The organism is Priestia sp. ST2 (genome assembly GCF_055810735.1).
In genome coordinates this window covers 125,894-144,413 of the sequence record NZ_JBVVNT010000004.1, presented here as the reverse complement: position 1 = coordinate 144,413, position 18,520 = coordinate 125,894, and the positions used below count along the sequence as shown (strand labels likewise).

Annotated in this window: 23 protein-coding genes; 19 read left to right on the top strand and 4 right to left on the bottom strand. The window is 38.1% G+C overall.

Annotation, left to right across the window (positions count from 1 at the left end):
• Nucleotides 1-166: 166 nt before the first annotated feature.
• On the bottom strand, nt 167-1,129 hold the full coding sequence (gene corA, locus AC0KUU_RS17905; protein WP_043981566.1) for a magnesium/cobalt transporter CorA: 963 nt from the start codon (nt 1,127-1,129) through the stop codon (nt 167-169).
• A 130-nt stretch (nt 1,130-1,259) separates the two neighbouring features.
• Here corA and AC0KUU_RS17900 point away from each other — a divergent pair, with 130 nt between their 5' ends.
• The 14 genes from AC0KUU_RS17900 to AC0KUU_RS17835 all read left to right on the top strand — a co-directional run bounded on the left by AC0KUU_RS17900 (nt 1,260) and on the right by AC0KUU_RS17835 (nt 9,851).
• Nucleotides 1,260-2,135 carry an STAS domain-containing protein gene (locus AC0KUU_RS17900; RefSeq protein ID WP_097825150.1) on the top strand — a complete coding sequence of 292 codons (876 nt, stop codon included), beginning with the start codon at nt 1,260-1,262 and terminating at the stop codon, nt 2,133-2,135.
• 220 nt (nt 2,136-2,355) lie between these two features.
• Complete coding sequence (gene ssuD, locus AC0KUU_RS17895) at nt 2,356-3,426, top strand: FMNH2-dependent alkanesulfonate monooxygenase (RefSeq protein ID WP_162214485.1); 1,071 nt, start codon at nt 2,356-2,358, stop codon at nt 3,424-3,426.
• Nucleotides 3,427-3,546: 120 nt separating this feature from the next.
• Nucleotides 3,547-4,320: an alpha/beta hydrolase gene (locus AC0KUU_RS17890; RefSeq protein ID WP_237074455.1), complete on the top strand. Its 774-nt coding sequence runs from the start codon at nt 3,547-3,549 to the stop codon at nt 4,318-4,320.
• A gap of 79 nt (nt 4,321-4,399) precedes the next feature.
• The gene (locus AC0KUU_RS17885; protein ID WP_013057578.1) at nt 4,400-4,600 is read left to right on the top strand and encodes a DUF6501 family protein; all 201 of its coding nucleotides are present in this window, start codon (nt 4,400-4,402) and stop codon (nt 4,598-4,600) included.
• Between the two features lie 278 nt (nt 4,601-4,878).
• Complete coding sequence (locus AC0KUU_RS17880) at nt 4,879-5,118, top strand: YiaA/YiaB family inner membrane protein (protein WP_013057577.1); 240 nt, start codon at nt 4,879-4,881, stop codon at nt 5,116-5,118.
• 126 nt (nt 5,119-5,244) lie between these two features.
• Complete coding sequence (locus tag AC0KUU_RS17875; protein WP_043981569.1) at nt 5,245-5,766, top strand: hypothetical protein; 522 nt, start codon at nt 5,245-5,247, stop codon at nt 5,764-5,766.
• A gap of 109 nt (nt 5,767-5,875) precedes the next feature.
• Nucleotides 5,876-6,094, top strand: a complete 219-nt coding sequence (locus tag AC0KUU_RS17870) for a spore germination protein (RefSeq protein WP_013083687.1) — start codon at nt 5,876-5,878, stop codon at nt 6,092-6,094.
• 402 nt (nt 6,095-6,496) lie between these two features.
• On the top strand, nt 6,497-6,838 hold the full coding sequence (locus AC0KUU_RS17865; RefSeq protein WP_013083686.1) for a DUF1033 family protein: 342 nt from the start codon (nt 6,497-6,499) through the stop codon (nt 6,836-6,838).
• Between the two features lie 97 nt (nt 6,839-6,935).
• Nucleotides 6,936-7,466 carry an RNA polymerase sigma factor SigY gene (sigY, locus tag AC0KUU_RS17860; RefSeq protein ID WP_043981570.1) on the top strand — a complete coding sequence of 177 codons (531 nt, stop codon included), beginning with the start codon at nt 6,936-6,938 and terminating at the stop codon, nt 7,464-7,466.
• Nucleotides 7,463-7,783, top strand: coding sequence for a YxlC family protein (locus AC0KUU_RS17855; RefSeq protein ID WP_016764613.1), 321 nt, complete (start codon nt 7,463-7,465; stop codon nt 7,781-7,783). The genes sigY and AC0KUU_RS17855 overlap by 4 nt, the downstream gene beginning before the upstream one ends.
• Nucleotides 7,783-7,983, top strand: a complete 201-nt coding sequence (locus tag AC0KUU_RS17850; protein WP_013057570.1) for a hypothetical protein — start codon at nt 7,783-7,785, stop codon at nt 7,981-7,983. Before AC0KUU_RS17855 ends, AC0KUU_RS17850 begins: the two co-directional genes overlap by 1 nt.
• Nucleotides 7,984-8,175, top strand: a complete 192-nt coding sequence (locus AC0KUU_RS17845; protein WP_013057569.1) for a PLD nuclease N-terminal domain-containing protein — start codon at nt 7,984-7,986, stop codon at nt 8,173-8,175.
• Nucleotides 8,176-8,187: 12 nt separating this feature from the next.
• Nucleotides 8,188-9,078 (top strand): ABC transporter ATP-binding protein, encoded by an 891-nt coding sequence (locus tag AC0KUU_RS17840; RefSeq protein ID WP_237074456.1) that lies wholly within the window; start codon nt 8,188-8,190, stop codon nt 9,076-9,078.
• Nucleotides 9,075-9,851 carry an ABC transporter permease gene (locus AC0KUU_RS17835; protein WP_016764610.1) on the top strand — a complete coding sequence of 259 codons (777 nt, stop codon included), beginning with the start codon at nt 9,075-9,077 and terminating at the stop codon, nt 9,849-9,851. The genes AC0KUU_RS17840 and AC0KUU_RS17835 overlap by 4 nt, the downstream gene beginning before the upstream one ends.
• 27 nt (nt 9,852-9,878) lie before the next feature.
• Here the strand turns inward: AC0KUU_RS17835 and AC0KUU_RS17830 are convergent, their stop codons facing one another.
• Nucleotides 9,879-10,682: a lipid II flippase Amj family protein gene (locus tag AC0KUU_RS17830; RefSeq protein ID WP_052500339.1), complete on the bottom strand. Its 804-nt coding sequence runs from the start codon at nt 10,680-10,682 to the stop codon at nt 9,879-9,881.
• Nucleotides 10,683-10,790: 108 nt separating this feature from the next.
• Complete coding sequence (locus AC0KUU_RS17825) at nt 10,791-10,937, bottom strand: YuzK family famiily protein (RefSeq protein ID WP_014459567.1); 147 nt, start codon at nt 10,935-10,937, stop codon at nt 10,791-10,793.
• Nucleotides 10,938-11,189: 252 nt separating this feature from the next.
• Between AC0KUU_RS17825 and AC0KUU_RS17820 the strand changes: the two genes are divergently transcribed.
• Together AC0KUU_RS17820 and AC0KUU_RS17815 are read left to right on the top strand one after the other, a co-directional pair.
• Complete coding sequence (locus AC0KUU_RS17820; protein WP_043981572.1) at nt 11,190-11,837, top strand: VC0807 family protein; 648 nt, start codon at nt 11,190-11,192, stop codon at nt 11,835-11,837.
• 133 nt (nt 11,838-11,970) lie between these two features.
• Nucleotides 11,971-12,243, top strand: a complete 273-nt coding sequence (locus AC0KUU_RS17815) for a hypothetical protein (RefSeq protein WP_237074457.1) — start codon at nt 11,971-11,973, stop codon at nt 12,241-12,243.
• Nucleotides 12,244-12,302: 59 nt separating this feature from the next.
• Here the strand turns inward: AC0KUU_RS17815 and AC0KUU_RS17810 are convergent, their stop codons facing one another.
• A complete protein-coding gene (locus AC0KUU_RS17810; RefSeq protein WP_043981574.1) occupies nt 12,303-14,003 on the bottom strand; it encodes an L-lactate permease in 1,701 nt (566 codons plus the stop codon).
• Between the two features lie 382 nt (nt 14,004-14,385).
• Between AC0KUU_RS17810 and AC0KUU_RS17805 the strand changes: the two genes are divergently transcribed.
• From AC0KUU_RS17805 to AC0KUU_RS17795, 3 genes are read left to right on the top strand one after another with little or no spacing between them, the layout of a single operon-like run.
• A complete protein-coding gene (locus AC0KUU_RS17805) occupies nt 14,386-15,711 on the top strand; it encodes an FAD-binding oxidoreductase (RefSeq protein WP_052500340.1) in 1,326 nt (441 codons plus the stop codon).
• Entirely contained in the window at nt 15,712-17,073 is a 1,362-nt protein-coding gene (locus AC0KUU_RS17800) for a (Fe-S)-binding protein (protein ID WP_322552194.1), read from the top strand.
• A complete protein-coding gene (locus AC0KUU_RS17795; protein ID WP_230183525.1) occupies nt 17,057-18,508 on the top strand; it encodes an FAD-linked oxidase C-terminal domain-containing protein in 1,452 nt (483 codons plus the stop codon). Before AC0KUU_RS17800 ends, AC0KUU_RS17795 begins: the two co-directional genes overlap by 17 nt.
• Nucleotides 18,509-18,520 lie beyond the last annotated feature (12 nt).

Below are 18,520 nucleotides of genomic sequence, written 5' to 3'. Positions count from 1 at the left end.
CTGCGGGAAAAGCGGAACAGGTGAGACCCCGCAGGAGGCTAAGCGAAGAGGAGGCTCATTGGCCGCCCCCGGAAAGCGAAGTCTTGTGCGGAAATTGACAGCACTAGCTTACTTATCCAATTTGTTCGTCTTTACATTGGATTGATTTCGTTATGTCTCAACCTTTCTACTCTTTATCAGTATTAAACCAGCCTTTACGCTTGAACCATAAAATTAACCCCAGCGTTATCAGTCCCATGAAGCCAAGCACAAAGAAATAGCCATAGTGCCACTTTAGCTCAGGCATATTTTCAAAATTCATTCCGTATACGCCAACGATAAAGGTAAGGGGAATAAAGATAGATGAAATAACAGTCAGTGTCATCATGATTGAATTCATCCGGTTTGAATTAAGAGAAAGATAATTATCGCGCATATCAGATGTCATTTCCCGATTTGATTCAATCATATCGGCTAGTTTTAATAAGTGGTCATAGACATCTTTAAAATACCTTTTTTGTTCAGGATGAACATCTAGGCGTTCAGAATTTATAACACGGTACAATAAGTCGCGCATAGGCAAAATGGTTCTTCTGATTTTTAGCAAATCACTTCGAAGTTTGAATACATCTTCCATTAAAACAGAAATGGATTTTTTTGCATCTATGTTTTCTATATCATTCAGCTCATCTTCAATCTGATATACAGTGGGGAAATATTCATCTACCACTTTATCCATCACAGAATACGCAAGATAGCTTATTCCTTTTTCTTGAATCAAAGGTGTATGAAGCAACTTTTCCCATACTTTATCAATTGCAGCTGACGGGTGAAAATGAAAAGTAACCATATAATTTTCGCCGATAAAAAGGTCAACTTCTTCAGCTTCTAACGTTTGACGATTTAACGAATGAAGGACAAAAAAACTGTATCCTTCATAATAATCGAGTTTTGGGCGCTGCAGAAAATGAAAGCAATCTTCAATCGCTAACGGATGAAAGTGAAAAGATGATTGAAGCAGCAGCGCTTCTTCTTCAGAAGGGCAGTTAAAGTCAATCCAATAGTACTGAATAGAGGGATCGTGAATCTGATCTAATTGTATATGTTTCACAAGTTTGTCATCGTTCGTAAGAGCTAACGTTCGTATCATTTGAAAACTCCTTTGTGTTTTTATAGCTATTTTCAATGTAGCATAAAATCATAAACTACACGTATTTAAAAGAATAATTTTCTTTCTTCTCTTTTCATAAAACTAGTAAGGGTGAAAAAGTTGAATTATAATGATAGTAGTAGCTGGTATGGAAAGGGGAATCGTTTTGAATAAAAATGAAGCACTTCGAATGTTTTTTTTAAAACATGCAGATCAACTGACGGAAGAATGGTATGAAAGCATTGAAGACAATGACCCAGAATCGGTTTATGCATCTACTCATCCGGAAGTCATTTCAGTATTAAAAGATCAAAATAATGAATTCCATTTATACATAGCCGATGTATTTATAAAAAGTGAAAAAGAATTTTTTGATTCATTTGAAACGTGGATTTTAAAGATTGCGGAAGACGGAGAGCATGTAAGAACGCCTATTCATTATATTATTCGAGAATTTTTCCGAGTTAGAAAACAGTATTTAACGTATTTAAATCAATTTGTAGAAGAGTACGAGCAAGATATTACGCAAGAAGAACTAGACGAATGGAACGAACTGATTGTACGCGTATTTGATATCACCGTTTATAAATTTGTAGAAGAGCACCATCAGCATTCAAAGCGGTTGCTTGAAGCACACAAAGAGCTGATCAATGAGCTGAGCTCGCCAGTTATTCCATTAAGCGATCATATCGCGATTCTTCCGCTTGTTGGGGATATCGACACAGCAAGAGCGCGCCGAATTTTAGAAAATACGTTAACTCGCTGCGCTGAACAGCAAGTGAATCACCTTTATATTGACATTTCAGGAGTAGTTATTGTTGATACGATGGTTGCTCATCAGATTTTCCAGCTGATTGATGCATTAAAATTAATAGGTGTAGAATCAACTATCTCTGGGGTACGTCCTGAAATCGCGATTACCGCTTCTCATTTAGGTTTATCGTTTGAAAATATATCAACAAAATCAACCCTTGCTAACGCGATGGCTTCACGTATGAGGAAATAAAGAAAACAAGAATTACTTTTAATTCTTGTTTTTTTTATTTCAATTCATACTTGACATATAGGTTAAAGAGGTATTATGATTTTACTAATTTAATAAATAAAAAGAGTCATATTACATACGCTAATATAAAAATGCATCTCTATAATTAGCGGACAAGAATTAAACAAACAATATGAAAACGCTTTATATAGAATACGAGGATATTTAGGAGGAAATAGAAATGAACATCTTATGGTTTTTCCCTACAGCAGGCGACGGACATTATCTAGGCACAACCGAAGGAAGCAGAACAAGCGACATTCACTACTTAAAGCAAATCGCACATGGACTGGATTATCTAGGATATGACGGTGCTTTGTTACCTACTGGTTCAAATTGTGAAGATTCATGGGTGATTGCATCGGCACTTGCTTCCGTTACAAATCGGCTGAAGTTTTTAATTGCACTTCGCCCGGGTGTAATGTCTCCAACACTTTCAGCACGGATGGCTTCGACATTTGATCAAATATCAAACGGCCGACTTATGTTAAATATTGTGACGGGAGGAGATCCCGTGGAACAAGCAACATACGGCAACTATTTAAGCCACGATAAACGCTATGAGTTAACAGATGAATTTTTAACGATTTGGCGAGATGTAATGGAAGGAAAAAAAGTGGATTATAAAGGAGAGCATGTTGATGTAACAGGAGCGTATATTCCATCGCCTCCTGTCCAAAAACCGTATCCTCCGCTGTACTTTGGAGGGTCTTCTCCAGCAGGAAAAGAAGTAGGAGCAAAGCATGCAGATGTATATTTGTTATGGGGAGAACCGCCTGCGGTGATTAAAACAAAAATTGATGAGATGAAAGAAAAAGTTGCAAACGAAGGCAGGGACATTCGCTTTGGTATTCGCCTGCACGTTATTGTAAGAGAATCGGAAGACGAAGCGTGGGAATCTGCAGATAAATTAATTAAACATGTTAATGATGATACGATCAAAGCGTTTCAAGATAAGTTTGCCTCATTTGACTCCACTGCCCAAAAAACACAGTCAAGTTTGCACAGCGGCACAAAAGATAGAGGTGCACTGGAGATTGCTCCGAATCTATGGGCGGGAATTGGCTTAGCACGAGAAGGTGCTGGAACTGCTCTTGTTGGCAGTCCTGAAATTGTAGCGGATCGGTTAAAAGAGTACAAAGAGCTAGGAATTGATACGTTTATTTTATCAGGCTACCCGCATCTAGAAGAAGCATATACGTTTGCTGAGCTAGTATTTCCACATATTCAAAAAGAACGAAGCAAGAGATAATTCTTGCTTCGTTTTTTTAAATCGTAAAAAAATAAATACCCCAGTTGACTTATAGGAATTATAGGTGTACTATAAAGATAGTTCATTTAGTCAGAAAATTTGTGGTAAAGGGTGAAGAAAATGGAACGTTATGACGTAATTCAAGGCGCAGAATCTTTTTATTATAAAGGCAACGACATTGGTATACTTGTTTCTCATGGATTTATGGGGACTCCTCAAAGTATGGAATATATCGGAAAAGAATTAGCTGAAAAAGGTTTTACTGTGTACGGTTTGCGACTAACGGGACATGGTACTCACTACTATGATATTGAACAAACAACGTATCAGGAATGGAAGCAAGACTTTTTAACTGGGTATCAGCGTTTGAAGCAAGAATGCCGTCATGTATTTATCTTGGGTCAGTCCATGGGAGGCACTCTTACCTTTCATACAGCAAGCCAAGGATTAGACCTTGACGGAGTTATTGCAATTAATCCGGCTATGACGTCCATTCCTTCAATGGAGACTTATCGCTCTCGTCATACGCCTCGTTATTTAAAAGAAGAGCATCCTGATATTAAAGATCCAAACGTACATGAAATTACGTACGATAAAGTACCCGTGCGCTCTATGCGTGAGCTGCTTTCTTTAATGGATGAAACAAAAGAACGCTTATCTTATGTAACGTGCCCGGCTTTAGTACTAACATCAACAGTTGATAACGTAGTACCGCCTGAGAATTCAGCTTATATCTTAAACCATATTCAATCAGCAGAAAAAAGACAGCACATGCTTCGAAACTCTTACCATGTTGCGTCGATGGATTTTGATAAAGACACAATTGTTGCACAAACGGCACAGTTTGTACAAGCAACAGTTGCCAAAAAAAAAGTGCATGAGCGAATTTTTTAATTTTTAAATTCGCTCCGTTTCTTTTTTACTTCAAGTAAGATAAAATGAATCTTGAATGAAAACAAAGGAGTGTACATACATGATTCATTTAGAATGGAACGATCGTCCAACCATTAAACAAGTAAAATGCATACATACAGATGCAAAAAAATTCGTGGTTGAAAATGTCTTAACAGCAGGAAAAACATATGATGTGAAAAATGAAACAGAAGAGTTTTATTTTGTTGTTGATAACACTGGCCAAGTCGGCGGCTTTTATAAAGAATACTTTGAAGGCTAAACAAAAAATCATCGTCTCGGCGATGATTTTTTTATTGCAATAATTACTTGGGGCTTTTCTTAATGAAAACGAATGAACATACTTTTAAAGAGAAATTCCATATATCTAATCATTTCGAAAAAAAGCTTTATGATAAAAATAGGATGTAAGACCTAAAATCTTCCGTTTCTTGTTCTGATTAAAAGGGTAACTGACTATAAATACCCATGACAACAATTATTTTACAATGTAAAATGAAAGCGACGCTTAGCAGAAAAAGGAAAAGAGGAGGTCATACGATGAAAAAGCGTAATACAGCAGCTTTTACATTTTTAGCATGGACAGCTTTTATTACAGCACTATTAGCTATGTTTATAGGAATTTATACCTTAGATGCATCATTACCGGTAAAAGGTTATTATGCCGTTGGAACTTTATACTTAACAATGTCTGCTTTTGTGCTCCAAAAAACCATTCGTGATAACGAAGAAGATACGGCACACGAACGCAAATATGACAAAGCAGAAGAAGAATTGTAGAGCTAAAAAAAGAGCATTTTTCTAGCTCCTTGAAAAACATCCCCATTTTTGGGAGATGTTTTTTTATATAAAAAAACAGGGAACTTGTCACTCCGTGTCGTATTAATAAAGAAGGAGGCGATTGAATTGACACAACTAATGATTAATAACGTAAATTTTCACGTTGATATGTTTGAAGAAAAAATGATTACTGATGCGAATACAGGTGAAGAGTTGAAAAGGCTAAACTTTTCTTTTTCGGTTGTAGGCAAAGCAGCTTATGATAAATATGATGCATTTTTTGAGGATCCGTATTTTGAAGTAACAAATATGGAGACAAAAGAAACGCTAACACTAAAAAACATTTCGCATAGCACATTTTATCAGTCACCTGAAATTACAGATCATACGAATATTGTTTTCAGGGTGAAGCTGCAGCAAGAACCTGTTAAAGCAAAAGAACAAGTAAAAAATGAACAGCCAACAGAGAGCACGGTAAACGAAATGCTTTTATCTAGAATAAAGTTTAAGGCTCTTGTCGAAATACTTGAAGAAAAAGGACTTCTAACGGAGAATGAATTGTATACTAAAATTGAAGAAGTAGCAGAACGAGATTTTGATATTCTGCGAGATGAATTAAGTCATTCTAAAAAAGAGGTAAAAGCGTAAAAATACCCCACTCTGCAGGGGGATTTTTTATTTATATCCATTAATGTATAACCCTTTTGATAAATCGTTCATATATTACATCACGATGAAAATAAAAAGGGTGAGGATAATGCCGATTGTTATTAATCATGTAGTGATTCCAAACGTTACAGGAGGAGTCGTTACGTTTGGCGATACGTACTATGTTTCTCCAAAAAGTAACAGTAAAACTGCACAAGGTTCAGGGTCTTCAAATACAGGAATTTGTGTAAATACAAATTCAGGACTTTCTAATACAAATACGCTCGATCCCGATGGTTCTGATCAAAACGGCTTCGGAAACGGATAAGGAAAGAGATGTTTTACTCTTCTTTCTATACGCCTTTTCAGTATTCGTTCTATCCGTATTTTATGCCTTCGTTTGCACGTCCAATTGGATTTGTCGTTTCACCTGACCTGATGGAGCGATGGACAACTGGTGGGGCAAAAAAACATCTTGGTGGGGGGGAATCACGCCTTCAGCAGGCGTTTTTCCTCCCATTACCCAGTATTATACGGGCAGTTTAGTTCCTTATAGTTTAAGGAGCTATTATTAATATAAAAAAGAAGTTCAGATTAAGCCACATTGTTAGCGTCTATTTCCTGAAAATAGGCGTTTTTTTCCGTTTTACTTGATTCAAAGTTATTTTTGCTGAATAATAAGGAAAAGAGAAATTTTAGAAGTAAGCTGTAAGTAAGGAGATGTTCTATCATGACAGATAAATGGAGAGTTCATAAAATAAAAAGTGATTGTGAACCTTGGCTATTTTTAGAAGGCTGGGAAAAGGATATTATTGAAACTATTGAATTTGAAAAAAAAGAAGAAGCGCTTCGCTACTATGCGATGATGATTTATGAATTTCATCAAAAATATGCAAGCGTGCGTAGCGATGAACTAGCGCTTTTTAGCTTTTGGAACGAAGGTGAAAAGGAATTTTGTGAAGCCTGTGATGATGACCTTCAAATCTTCCACGGTGTTTTATTCGCTAAAAACGACGAAGTCTATCCCTTAGAAGAAGATGAAGAAGGATTAAAAATACTTCGTACTAAATAAAAACGTCCTGCGGGGCGTTTTTTTTATATAAAAAATGAACGATTTCAATCGCTAAAGCGTCATATAGGTGATGAAACAAAAAGGAGGGGTGACCGCTTTGGAACAAGATGATTTCATCCTTGTCCAAAAAGCATTACAAGGTGATGATGATGCCTTTTCATTATTATTTCAGCGCTATCATTCATTTTTATATAAATACCTTTTAAAGCTGACATTAGATGAGGACTTATGCAGTGAATTGTGTCAGGAAGCAATGATGAAGTGTTACATGAATCTTTCTTCATACAAAAATGAAGCAAAGTTTTCGACTTGGATGATATCCATTGCTTCAAGACTGTACATGGATTATTTGCGTAAGCAAAAACGGGAAAAAAGCAGTCTCCAGCGAATAAAGCAGTCTTTATCGCACCAGCTTCAGTGGAAAGCTAAATACAAAGGAGTGGAATGGAGTGAGATGTTTTCCGATTTTAATGAACTCGATTCGCGCTTTCGAATTCCTGTCTTGCTTCGACATTATTACGGATATACATACGATGAGATTGCCCATATGCTGAATATGCGAGCAGGAACGGTCAAATCAAGAGTAAATAAAGGAGTAAACATACTGAGAAAGGAGTGGAAAGAATGAGAGAAGAAAATAACAATCAGTCCTTACATTCTTTAAAAAAAGATTGGGAGCAGCTAGAGAGTTTAGCAAGTCATGAACGTATTTCTCTTCATGCAATTCAAGAACAGCTTCTCATTCAAAAACAAAAGCAGAAAAAAGCTTTCCGGAAAGAGTTATGTTTATTTACATTAACAGCACTTGTTATTTTAACGGTAATGGCAACTGCTATTTTACAAATACCCGCCTTATTTATCGCTATTGAAGTAATTGGGATCATTGTTGCTCCTATTTCTTTTATCGTTTTTCACTATAAACGAAAAAAGGAGATGTTTTTATAATGAATGAAAAATGGATTCTTGTGCTGTTTATTTCACCATTTCTCCTTCTTCAAAGCTTTCTACTTTTTATCAATGCAAAAAAACGCGGCGCTCATCCATGGTTTTGGGGAATATGGGGACTGATTCAAATTCCAATGCCAACGCTGTTTTATTGGTTTTTTATTATTTGGCTTCCAGCACGAAGAAAAAGGGGGATGTAAATGAAGGACATTAACTGGTTGTTAATTGCTCCAATTCTATTCTTACAATTGCTTTTAATGATTCCAGCGTTAATAAGCTGCATAAAGCAAGAAGAGACAAACGGACCAAAATGGCTATGGGGACTCATTATTTTATGTGTAAGTACAGTTGGCCCCGTTTTATATTTTGTTTTAGGACGTAAAAAACAGTGAGGTGGAGCGAAGATGTTTATGCAAGTAGAAAGACTGACAAAAGCGTATCGTAATATAACCGTTGTGAATAACCTTTCATTTAATCTCGACAAAGGAAAATGTGCAGCGTTGTTAGGCCCTAACGGTGCAGGTAAAACGACTACCTTGCATATGATTGCAGGTCTTACTGCACCTAATAAAGGGAAAATTTCTTTTGAAGATAAACAACACCAAGACGTACGATCATTTATTGGCTTTCTGCCACAGCATCCTACGTTTTTTAATTGGATGACACCTCAGCAGTATTTAACTTTTTTAGGTCTTTTATCTAACATTTCAAAAAATGTGCTTTCCCACCGAATAGATGAAGTACTTGAAACTGTAGGTTTAAAAGGAAAGGAAAAGCAGAAAATTGCTGGCTTTTCTGGAGGAATGAAACAACGTTTGGGCTTGGCGCAAGCCTTGTTACATAAACCTGAACTGCTAATTCTAGATGAACCGGTTTCGGCTTTGGATCCTGAAGGCAGAAAAGATGTCCTACTGATTATCGAAACATTAAAAAAAGATACGACCATCCTTTTTTCAACTCACATTTTGCATGATGCAGAACAAATATGCGATAACATTATTATGATTAAAAACGGACGTATGAAATGGAATGGAACAAAGAGTTCGCTGCGCCAAGAGTTTACGGCTCCTGCTTTTACGATTGAAACAGAAGAAAGGCTCCCTGGATCACTTAGCAGTCTGCCAAGTGAACAGGTGCTGTTTCATTCTCCTTATAAAGCCACTGTAAGTGTAAAAGATACATCTCAGCAGCAGCAACTGCTTCAACTGCTTGTTGATCAACAAGCAAACCTTGTTTTATTTGAACGAAAACAGCATTCTCTCGAAGATGTGTATCTAGAGGTGATGAACAAATGAACACATTTGGAGTCTTATTTAAAAAGGAACTGCATGAATTATTTGCGAACGGCAAAGGAATTTGGCTGCCAATCTCTCTAATTTTACTAGGCATCACACAGCCTTTAACGAATTATTATATGCCACAAATCATTAACATGGCAGGGAATTTACCAAAAGGAGCAATTATTCAACTTCCTACGCCCACCGGTCAAGAAGTAATGCAAGGTGTCCTTTCGCAATATAGCACAATAGGAACTTTACTGATTGTACTAGCAAGCATGAATATAATTTCAAATGAACGACAAAATCATGCTGCTGTACTTGTTATGATGAGACCGGTGAGCGTCATTCAATACATTATGAGTAAATGGGCTGCACAAATCGTACTGGTCATTGGCTCAACGTTTATAAGCTATATAGCAGCATGGTATTATACAAATCTTTTATTTTCATATGTGGATTGGACTCATATGCTAGTTAGCTTTCTTTTATACAGCCTGTGGCTAATTTTTATCTTGTCCGTTTTAGTGGCAGCTGGAACATTCCTTTTACAAAGCGGAGGAATTGCTGGAGTAAGCATTTTGATCATTGCGTTACTTTCATTTTTGAGTACTTTGTTTACGAATCAATTAAAGTGGAGTCCTGCAGCGCTGTCACAATACGCCGCTCGCCTGCTTGAACAATTGCACTGGTCACAAAGTGTCACCTATACCGTAGTTGTTACGTTAATGAGCAGTTTTTTTCTTTTAATCGCTGCTGTTCATAGATACAAAAAAGTGGAATACGTATAAAAAGACTTCTTTAACGAAGTCTTTTTTCTAAGGGATTAATTTGCAAATCCATGCAATATAAAGAGCAGCAGGTACTAAGAGAATTTGGGCACATACTGTCCCGCACAAACGAGAGATGACGAGTGTACCAACCATTTTATTCATAGATTGCTTAGTGGATTCACCTTTCATTACCTTTTCAGTTAAAATGGCTACTTGCGGATCTACAAATACAGCAAGGGTAATCATCGCTAGTCCGTTAATAAGACCAGAAGACATCAGAATTGATTTAGAAAGAGTAGGCTCCAGCGTAGAAGCATAAAGAGTGGAAAGAACACCTACTGTATAAATGGTCGTGGCCATTAAATTCAAAAGAAGCAATCGCTTGGGCACTCCGCCTATTCGCAGCTGAGACAGCATAATCCACCTAGGACGCTTCACGTGTTTTTTTGCTTTTTCCAGCGTATGTATGGAAGTAATGTTTTTCATCATTTTGGGTACAGAACCCGCTACTTCTAAATGTAAAATCATTCGGGAGAAAATTGATACAAAGCTAGGAATTAAAAGAGCACCTACGATTGTACCAATAGAAGCGGCGAGCAAGATAGTTTGAAGCTGATGAAGCAGAACGGGCAAATCTTCTTTAGACTGGACCGCATCTCCTAATTTGCCGGTCAGCGGAGCTTGCACCATATTAGCTGTTCTTGACACAATGACAATAATATTAAAAAGAGATAAAGCCACGACTAGTTTTCCAGTTTTTAAGCCCGCAAGTCTCACAGAGTAGGCTAGTGTTTCAATCATATGGATAATGCCTACAAACACACAAATAATCAGTAATTTTTCCATCATAATAAGCAAGTTCCTTTCTTTGGCACACGCACTTCCTTATTATGTATAATTTTGGTTCATTTGTAAATAAAAAGCCGCTTGCTACCAAAAGTAGCGAGCGGCTTTTTATTATCGATGCTGGTTAATATCACGCAGTATATCTTTGCTAGCCTGATAATCTTTTTCTCGTTCTTTTTCCACCTGTAGACGTTTGTCTAGTTTACGGCTATATTCAGCATACCCCACGCCGTGAGAAAGCTGCATGGCCTTTTCCATTTCTGACGTGTACGTTAGGTGAAGTGCGATAATGAATCAATCCTTTCAGCATTTTTCACTTGTGGCACATGTATTGCTGCTCAAGTGTTTGGATGTTTATGATTCTTGAAGTCTTTCTAGAAATCGTTTTCCCTGTCGCTCTGGATCTAAACATCAAATAATTAAAATTTCATAACATTCCAGGTAAAAGCCTTTTTTTCTTGCGTAGTATCCCATATAATAGCAGGAACAACGTTTTTAAAGGAGTTATATATGAACAATACAAAACGAGTATGGTTTGATTTACTTTTTTATATCGCTATTCCTTACCTAATATGGAACCAAGGAAAAGACATTATTGGTGATTACTATGCCATTTTGCTTTCAACAGCACCAGCGTTTGTGTATACCATTTATACATTTATTAAAGATCGCCAGTTTAACGTAACAGGATTGTTTATTGTCATTACGCTGCTGGCACGTACCATTATTGATTTAATTTCAGGGAACGCAGCAACGATGTTAAACAATCAAGTATACTTTATGATTGGACTGGCTGTAGTTGTCCTTTTTACCATTGTGATAAAAAAGCCAATTGGTTTGTACTTTTTTGTAGATACGGCTTACTTAATGGGCTATAAGCGAGAAGACTCTCTAAAACTCTTCCACCAGCCTGATTTATTCAAAATGATGAACTGGCTTACAGTACTATTCGCAGGTCGCTATGTATTTTTAGCAATTGTAAAATACGTATTGATTCAAAAGTACGGAGTAGAAGGGTACGGGAACATGATTGTATTCCGTCAGGCCGTTACGTGGGCATTCTCCATTTTAATTGCTATCTACACATATTTTATCTATAAAAAAATTCAAGATAAAACAGGGATGGATAATCCAATGAATCCAAATGTAAATGAATAAAAAAGAAGCGTGCGTTTAACTAACGTACGCTTTTTTGTTACAAAACAGTGAACAGTGCTCGAAATACTAACATCTCATTTAAAATTAATAGTAAAATAACGCTATTAAAAACGGGATGAAAGTAGGTCAAGAAATGAAACTATTATTAGCATGTCAAAAGCAGCCTTATCGGATTTTAGAAATGATTATGGTGTTTTTCACTTTAATTTTTGTTGTACTGTCGTTCTTCGATTACCGTCAGCTGTTTTTTCTTGTGTTTACCCTTGGAATTGTATTTGCTATTCGAGCGTTTGAAATGCAAGAAGGTGAGAAAAAGACTCAAGGAAACATCTGGCTGCTTGTCGGTGTTGTAATGATCTTGCTAGATATAGTTTTATTTGTTGTATATGCTATTAATCAATCTTAACTAAAAGAAAAAAAGCTTCCGTTCAGAGGGGTACCTCTACATACGGAAGCTTTTTTTGATTAAGGAATCATCCACGATAATACATTAGATTGTAAAAATGTTAACACGCAGACAATCAGCAGTAAAAATAAGCTGTGCTTCACCGTGAAACGAAGCAAATCGGACTCTTTTCCAGCCAACCCGACCGCAGCACAGGCAACGGCGATGGACTGCGGTGAAATCATTTTACCGGTTACTCCACCAGAAGAGTTTGCTGCAAGCGCAAGAAGCGGATCCATTCCAATAGATGTAGCCGTGATTTTTTGCAAGTTGCCAAACAATAAGTTGGCTGAAGTATCTGATCCTGTAATAAAAACACCGAGCCAGCCGAGTACAGGAGAGAAAAAGGGAAATAACGCGCCTGTTTTAGCTAACAGCAGTCCTAAGGTTGTACTCATTCCAGACGCATTTGTCACGTAAGCAAATGCCACAACGGACATAATGGTAAGCAGCGGCAACGCTAATTCTTTGCACGTCTCGTTAAACGTAATGAACCAGTCTTTCCAAGAGATGTTGACGATAAATTTTGTGACAACAGCAGACAACAGGATAGCTGTGCCGGCAGCGCCTAGTAATTCTAACTTATACACTGCCGCAATCGGTTCTCCATTTCCATTTAAAATTAAATTATTTAACCAAGGTACTTCTGGCATAAACGTTAAATAATGTCCGATGGAATTGATAGCGCTCAAAAAAGCGTTAGCTCCTTCATAATGTCCTGTCAAAGCGGTTTTGATTTGAGGAATTCCCCATATAGAAATAAAGATCGTTAAAATTAAAAAAGGTGACCACGCCTTTGCAATTTGAGCCCCCGTGAATGCGGGTTGATCTTGAGTTTCTCTTGGCTCAGCCGAAGCGGAAGCTACTTCGTGTGCTGCTTTTTCAGATTGAAAGCGAAACGTTGTTTTCGGTTTCCAGAATTTTAAGAAAATAGCGAGCGCAAAAAGTGAAACGAGTGCCGATAAAATATCGGGAAGTTCCGGTCCTAAAAAGTTAGAGCTGACAAACTGGGTAAGGGCAAAAGAGATGCCGGATACTAAAATAGCAGGGAGTACTTCTACTGTTTTCTTAAATCCTGCCATTACAAAAACCAAATACAGGGGAATAAATACAGAAATAAAAGGAAGCTGGCGGCCTACCATTTTAGAGATTTCCATTGCCGCTACTCCAGTAGGACCTTCCATAGCCGTGATAGGAATACCGATTGCACCAAAAGCAACGGGTGCTGTGTTTGCTAATAAACATAAGCCAGCGGCATACAGCGGATTAAATCCTAAACCTACCAGCAGAGCTGCTGAAATAGCAACAGGTGCTCCGAAACCAGCGGCCCCTTCAAGAAAAGCCCCAAACGAAAAAGCCACCAACAAAGCTTGAAGTCTTCGATCTTCTGTAATAGATACGACAGAGGTACGAATAATATCAAACTGACCGGTTTTTACGGTTAGTTTGTAAAGAAAAACGGACGTAATGATAATCCATCCAATCGGCAGTATACCGTATACGGCTCCTTGACTGGCTGACATAAAAGCCATGCTAGCCGGCATTTTATAAGCAAGTATTGCAACGGCAAGTGCGACCAGTAAAGTTGTAACTCCAGCCATATAACCTTTCATTCGTTTAATAGCCAGAGCCCAAAAGAAGTAAAGAATAGGAATCAAAGCGATTAATGAAGACCAAATGACGCTGTTTCCTACAGGAGTGAACTGCTGTGTCCATGTCATAACTAACACCTCATTTTCAAATTAGTGAACTATAAATTTAGTAAAATGAAACCATTAAAACTACGATGATAAGGTCATCTGATGACTTATGTAAAAATGAATTCGCTTACATTATATTCTAATCCTTTTAGGATAGGCAAGTACTAAAAGAAACTTTTTTTCAAAAGAACGGACATTTTTTTGGTGATAAGAAGAAAATACTGGTTGAAAATCCCAAGAATAGGTGATTTAATGATTGTAAGCGCTTGAAATATATCTTTTCATCTATTCTACTAATTATTCTTCTTATTAATCTACTACTTTTAGTCGTATTATATATGGCACTTCTTTATGTTATTAGTGAAACGTTGTTTGCTATTACAAAACGAGAGGAGTCAATTTATTGAGTACGTTGAAGCTTCCAGGTCATTTAAAATCCATTTTATCTCACCCTTCCACACTTGAAGAACAGCATATGAATCACTTCCTTGGAAATAACGGGTCCCTGCATATTAAGCCAACTTCAGAACAAGAAATAGCAGCCGTTTTAAAGTATGCGACGGAACACGGAAAAAAAGTCGTCATTGAAGGGAACGGTACAAAAAAAGGGTTTGGGGGACTTATAGATACAGCAGACCTTTTGCTTTCGCTGACTGAATACAGCGGAATTGTTGAACATACAGTAGGTGATATGACGGTTACTGTAAAAGCTGGTACGCCGTTTGGAGAGCTGCAAACGTATTTAAAAACGCACAATCAGCAAGTTTCACTTGATCCAGCTCTAGGAGACTACGCTACAATCGGCGGAGTTATTGCAGCGAATGAAAGTGGTCCAAAGCGCTTATCTTATGGATCGGCTCGAGATGCAGTAATCGGTATGAGAGTCGTATATTCAGATGGAACCATTGTTCGTTCAGGGGGAAAAGTCGTCAAGAACGTGGCTGGCTATGATATGAATAAGCTGTTTATTGGTTCAATGGGAACGCTCGGCGTTATATCCGAAATAACGTTAAAGCTGCGTCCGCTGCCCAAGTATCAAAGCATTGTCTTTATTTCTTTTTCAACAGGCAATATCGAAGAAATTCATGCGTTTGTTAGCAAAGTCTTAGATTCCATGATAGAGCCTGTTGCTTTGGAGTTATTAAATCCTTCTCTAGCTGAAGATGTAATAGGGCAGCATCTGTTTACGCTTGTAATCAGCTTTGAAGATGTGGAAAGTTCCGTTCATTATCAAGAGAATTACATCAAAAGTATTCAGCCGTCTGATACGATTTTAAAAGTGCTGCATGAAAAAGAAGCCGAAGTATTTTGGGGATTTTTTAGTAACATTAGTCCAAATGGTGCATGCTGTTCTTCCGAAGAGGAAACGGAAGCCGCGCTAAAAATTGGCGTACCAAATATGAATGTACTCGATGTAATAAACAAAAGTACTGCATTAAAAACGTCCCGTCCAATACTGATAAAAGCACATGGAGGAGTTGGACATGGTCTTTGTTCGATCTACATAAAAGGCTCAGAAGATGCCATTCTTTCCGTTATTACTTCATTTACTGAAACTGCCAAAACGTACGGAGGATATGTGGTCGTTAACCATTTGCCTTTTATACTGCGCCAAAAAGTAAATGTATGGGGAGAAGAACCTTCTCATTTTCCGTTACTAGCAGGAATTAAAGCAAAGATGGACGCTAAAAATGTGCTTAACTATAAACGATTTATAGGAGGAATCTAAGTGAATTCAGCGAAAGCCGATATCAAAGATGCTCCATGTCAAAGCGTTAGCAATTATTTGTGGAAAGACGCGCCAGACGAAAAAAAATGGGCGGATTGTGTACACTGCGGAATGTGCTTGGAGTCTTGTCCTACTTATGAAATAACGGGGCAAGAACAGCATTCACCAAGAGGACGCGTGCACCTTATCAAATCGGTAGCAGAAGGAAAAATAAGCGTGAATGAGCAGTTTACAGACCCTGTGTTTGCCTGTTTGGATTGCCGGGCCTGTACAACTGCTTGCCCTGCAAATGTAGATGTTGGCGGACTCATTGAAGAAGCTCGCGGCCAAATTCGCCAGGCAATGCCTTTGACGGGATGGAAAGGCATGATCAGCAAGTTTTTTCTAAAAGAACTTTTTCCTCACTCTCATCGCTTAGAAGCTGCAGGAAGCTTATTGAAGCTGTATCAAAAAAGCGGAATGCAAAAAATGATGCGCACAACAGGCTTGTTAAATATGATGCCGACACATCTAGCGGACATGGAATATGTAATGCCTAAAATTACCCGTTCTGTTCGAAAAAAATATAAAAAGAAACGCGTTCTAAAAGCAAAAGCCGAAAGAAAAGCAGAAGTTGCTTTTTTAACCGGCTGCATCATGGACGTCATGTTCAGTGATATTAATGAAGCGACTCTTAATGTATTACGAAGAAATGGAAACGACGTCGTTATTCCTCCATCTCAAACGTGCTGTGGTGCTTTGCACGTTCATGCAGGAGACCGAGACATGGGAAGACAGCTTGCAAAAAAAAATATAGAGGCGTTTCAGCATGCCGATACCATTATTGTAAACGCTGCGGGATGCGGCTGCATGTTAAAAGAGTATCCTGAACTATTTAGAGAAGAAGAGCAAGAGTGGCTTGAAAAAGCTGAAGTCTTTGCTGAAAAAGTCCAGGATATTTCAAAATACCTTCACGATACGGGATATCGCCCCCCGCAGACAAAGCTGCATAAGCGTATTACGTATCACGACGCTTGCCATTTAGCTCATGGTCAAGGAGTTAGAGAAGAACCAAGAGATATTTTACTTTCTATTCCGGGAGTGGAAATGGTTCATATGGCTAATGCGGACCGATGCTGTGGAAGTGCAGGAATTTATAATTTAACAAATCCTGATATGGCGGGAGCTGTGCTTCAAAGTAAAATGGAACATGTACCTCATGACGTAGAAATGATTTCAATGGGAAATCCGGGATGCATGCTGCAGATGGCAGTAGGAGTGAAAAAATATGGACGAAGTCAGCAGATTGTTCACACGGTACAGCTTTTGGAGTGGGCCTATCAAAAAGAAGAGGAGGAAGCACATCGTGTTGAAGAAAAATAGAATAAAAGATCTTCACGTAAAAAATCTTTCTCAACTAGTAGATGCACATTCTATTTTGCATCATAAAGAAGATTTGCTTGCGTACGACTGCGATGGGTTTACCATTCATAGACATTTGCCTAAAGCGGTGTTATTTCCTCAAAATACGAAAGAAGTTTCTAGCATTGTTAAATACTGCAATGAACATGATTTGCCTTTTCTTGCAAGAGGAGCAGGCACAGGACTGAGCGGGGGAGCAATTCCTCTTAATAACGAAGTGATTATTAGTTTAGTGAAAATGAAGCGCCTTCTTAGCGTCGACTATGAAAACAGGCGTGCCGTTGTAGAGCCGGGATTTATTAATCTTAAATTAACCAATTCAATCTCTGAAAAAGGATATTATTATGCACCGGATCCTTCGAGTCAATATTGCTGCACCATTGGTGGAAATGTAGCGGAAAACGCAGGAGGGGCACACTGTCTTAAATATGGAGTAACCACCAACCATATTTTAGGGCTAGAGGTGGTGCTTCCAAATGGAGATGTGATTGAGCTTGGCAAGCAAGGTATTCCAGATGAACCGGGATATGATTTATTAGGGCTTTTAACAGGATCAGAAGGGACGTTAGGAATCGTTACAAAAATTACGGTACGCATTTTGAAAAACCCTGAAGCAAAACAAACGGTTCTTGCTTATTTCGACCGCGTAGAAGACGGCAGCCAAGCGGTATCAGACATTATATCAGCCGGCATTGTGCCTGCCGCGCTTGAAATGATGGATAAAACCGCCATTGAAGGAGTGGAAGCTGCTGCGTTTCCAGTCGGACACCCTAGAGATATTGAAGCTCTTTTATTAATTGAAGTAGATGGCATTTCAGCCGGTATCGAAGAGCAAATCCTTCGTATTTTAGACGTATGTAAAAAACAAAAAGTACGGGAAGTGAAAGTAGCTGAAAGTGAAGAAGAACGCGCGAGGTGGTGGGCAAATCGTAAAACAGGATTTGGAGCGATGGGAGCTATATCCCCTGACTATCTCGTACAAGACGGCGTTATTCCAAGAAGTAAACTGCCTCAAGTGCTGAAGCGAATTAACAAAATTAGCGAAGAATCTGGCCTTCGCATTGCCAATATTTTTCACGCCGGAGACGGAAACTTGCATCCGCTTGTATTATTTGATGCTAGAAAGCCGGGGGAAACTGAAAAAGCACTCGACGCCGGAAGCGCATGTTTACAAGTATGTGCAGAAGCAGGAGGAACGATTACCGGCGAACATGGCGTGGGCATTGAAAAAAAAGAAGAAATGCGATTTGTTTTCAATGAAGATGAAATTCAAGCACAAACGAATATACGAGAAGTATTTAATCCTAAAAATCTATTAAATGCAGGAAAGCTGTTTCCAAGTCCGAGCCGCTGCGCTGAAGTCAAAAAAGAAATGAAAAAAGTAGAATATTTTTAGAAAATTCTTGAA